The following is a 3,013-nucleotide window of genomic DNA, read 5'->3' as shown; positions in this document are numbered from 1 at the left end:
GCGGGGCGGTGGCGGCGGGGGGCGGGGGGGGGGGGGGCGGGCGGGGGGCGCCGGGGGCCCCCCCCCCGCTTCCGTGTGCCGGCCCGCCGGCCCGCCGGCCCGCCGGTCAGCCGCCCGGACGGTGGCCGGTGGCCGGGAACGGAGCGGGAGGGGTTCGGGAACGGCGGGAGGGAGTCTCTGTCAGGAGAAGGGCTGCCGACCGGGCGGCCGGATGAGATGGGGGTCTCATGGCCAAGTTCGTTCTGGTATCGGGAAGCACGAGCCGGGAGTCGGTGAACGGCACCGTACTGGCGACCGTGCGCCACCTCCTGGCGGGTCTGCCCGGCACCCACGAGGCCGAGTCGCTCCCCATCGCGGACCTGCCGTTCTACGAGACCGCCCTGGAGCGCGCCGGCGGCTCACCGGCCGTGCGCGAGGCCAAGAAGACGGTCGCCGGAGCGGACGTGCTGTTCATCAGCACCCCCTCGTACAACGGCGAGATGCCCGGCGCGCTGAAGAACGCGCTGGACTGGCTGTCCCGGGCGGGCTGCGGCGCGAGCCCGCTGTCCGGCAAGGTGACGGCCGTGGCCAGCGCCTCACCCGGAGCGCGCGGCGCGATCGACGCCCAGCCCGGGCTGACCGGCGTACTCGGCCGCTGCGGCGCGCGGGTCGTCGCGCACGAGCCGGTCGCCGTGGGCGGTACGGGATCCCTGGCGGTCGAGGACGGCCGCTACACCGACCCGGAGCTCGTGGCCCGGCTCGAGGGCCTGGTCCTGGCCGCGCTCGCCGAATTCGCCGAACTCGACGCAGTGGACGAGACGGACGGGACCGACGCCGCCGACGCGGTCGGCGACCGCGTCGCGGCGCTCGTCTGAGAGGAACGGGACGTGGTGGTGGTGACGGTGGTGGTGGAGACGGACGGTCCGCCGGTGCGCGGCGGCCGCGAGGCCCTGCCGCCCGGGGCGGCACCGGCGAGGTCCGCGCGGCTCACGGCGCCCGCGCCGTCGGCGCGCCCGGCCGCGACACGGCGGCTCCGCCTGCGCGTCGTGCGCACGACCGCGCGGGCCGTCTCCTGGTACGCCCGCCGCGACCTCCGGCCCGTACCCGCCGCTTCCCGAAGGAATCCCGACATGCCGAAGACCACTGCCGGAACCGCGTCGTGACCGGCCCCAGCTGTACGGGCCGGCTCCTGATGGTGATGCCGTACGAGGAACTCGTCCGCAAGGCCGTGGAAGCGGGCTTCCGGGTCTGGTCGATCTGGGATCCCAAGCTGCGTCCGGCCGCCTACCTCGACCTGGTCGCGGCCCATTCGGAGGAGCTGGCCCTGGCCGACTTCGACGACGAGGCCGCGCTGCTCGCCCTGGTGGCCCGCATGGCCGAAGAGCACCGCGTGCAGCACGTCCTGCACCTGGGCGGCGGGGCCGGCCTGACCCCGGTGCCCGCCGGAGCCGGGGCCGAGGCCGAAGCGGAGGCGCTGGGCCGGTCGGGGAACGGCGCGGAGTCCGTCCGGCTGCTCAACGACCGGAACGCGATGAGCCGACTGCTCAACCGCAACGGAGTCTCGGTCGTTCGCGTCAGGGAAGCCGCGACGTACGACGAAGTCGGTTTGCTGCTCAGGGAGTTCGGCCTGCCGGCGGTCGTCACTCCGGTCAACTCCCCGGCCGGGCAGGGGGTCGCGCTGGTCCGTACCGACGCCGACCTCGCGCGGTGGGCGGAGCCGGCCGGGTCCGTCGGGGCCGCCGCGCTCGAAGGCCCCTTCACGGTGGAGGACTTCCTCGAGGGCCCGGAGTTCAGCGTCGAGACCCTGACCGTCGACGGCATGCACCTGGTCGCCGGGATCACCGCCAAGGAGGCGCTCGGCGACCCGTACGGCGCCACCTGCGCCACCTGTGCGCCGGCCGGACCGGCTGGAGCGACCGGAACGAGCGGAACGGCCGGAGCGGCCGAACCCGACGCACCGATCGAGCCCACCGCAACCGCGGGAAGTGCGGGAAGCACGGGAACCACCCACCACGCAGGAATGACAGGAACGACCGAGCCCGCCGCCGGCCCGGCGCCGCTCGGGGAGGTCGAGGAGGGTGCGATCCGCGCCACCGTCGCGGCTCTGCTCGACCTCGCGGGCCATGAGTTCGGGCCCGCGCACACCGAAGTGGTCCTCACCAGGACCGGACCGCGCATCCGGGAGTGCCGGACCCGCCTCGGCGGCGACCGGGATCCCCTGCGCGCGGGGTCGGACACCGCCGGGCGGATCCCCGCGGCCCACCCCTGCTCGCGCAGCACCACATCCACCCCCGCCCCGAAGGAGGCCCTGCGATGACCACGAACAACGTGCCCGCCGATGCCCTGCCGATGGCCGGAGACACCGGCTGGGGCGCCACCCCCGCGGGCCGGGCACCGGCCTCAGGCCAGGCGCCGGTCGTGCCGGCATGACCGCGCTCGTCCTGCACCGGTTCCCCCTCGATCCCTTCCCGTACGACCGGTGGCTGTCGGACTTCGACGGCGGCGTGGTCATGATCGCGGCCCGCGACGCCATCGTGGCGGGCGGCGAGCAGCTCCCGACCGGCCTCGGCGGCTACCGGCACCTGGAGATCGTCGACACCTTCGACGACGGGGAGCTCGTCGACCGCCTCGCCCGCGACCTGGCCTACGAGTACCAGGTCACGCACGTCATCGCCCACCACGAGGCCGATCTGCACCGTGCCGCCGCGCTCCGCGAGAAGTTCGGCCTGCCGGGCCAACTGCCCTCCGGACTCGCGACGTTCAGGGACCGGGTCCTGATGAAGCGGAAGCTGGCGGCGGCGGGCCTCGAGGTCGCCCCGCACGCGCCGGCGGGAACCGCGGCCGAGGTGCGGGCCTTCGGGGCCGTGCACGGCCTGCCGCTGCTCTTCAAGGCCCTCGACGGCCCCGTCCCCGTCCCCGGCCCGTCCGGGCCGGGCGGCCCGGGGGGGGGGCGGGCCGGGGGCGTGCAGGGTCGGGGAGACCACGCCGCCCCGGCGGATAGTAACAAAAGACACTCCCGGCGCCAGAGGATGTG

3 protein-coding genes and 1 pseudogene are annotated in these 3,013 nt (G+C 75.5%); all 4 read left to right on the top strand.

The genetic code is table 11. The features are described from left to right. Positions 1–227 precede the first annotated feature (227 nt). Positions 228–854 carry an NADPH-dependent FMN reductase gene (locus tag ACWF9Z_RS02945; RefSeq protein WP_453596798.1) on the top strand — a complete coding sequence of 209 codons (627 nt, stop codon included), beginning with the start codon at positions 228–230 and terminating at the stop codon, positions 852–854. A 12-nt stretch (positions 855–866) separates the two neighbouring features. Next, entirely contained in the window at positions 867–1,142 is a 276-nt protein-coding gene (locus tag ACWF9Z_RS02940) for a hypothetical protein (protein ID WP_453596796.1), read from the top strand. Continuing rightward, positions 1,139–2,296 carry an ATP-grasp domain-containing protein gene (locus ACWF9Z_RS02935; protein ID WP_453596794.1) on the top strand — a complete coding sequence of 386 codons (1,158 nt, stop codon included), beginning with the start codon at positions 1,139–1,141 and terminating at the stop codon, positions 2,294–2,296. Before ACWF9Z_RS02940 ends, ACWF9Z_RS02935 begins: the two co-directional genes overlap by 4 nt. A 109-nt stretch (positions 2,297–2,405) precedes the next feature. Continuing rightward, positions 2,406–3,013: pseudogene (locus ACWF9Z_RS02930) on the top strand (hypothetical protein); the annotation flags it as partial.

Source organism: Streptomyces sp. NPDC054961 (assembly GCF_053609145.1).
This window is presented reverse-complemented; position numbering and strand designations above follow the sequence as displayed.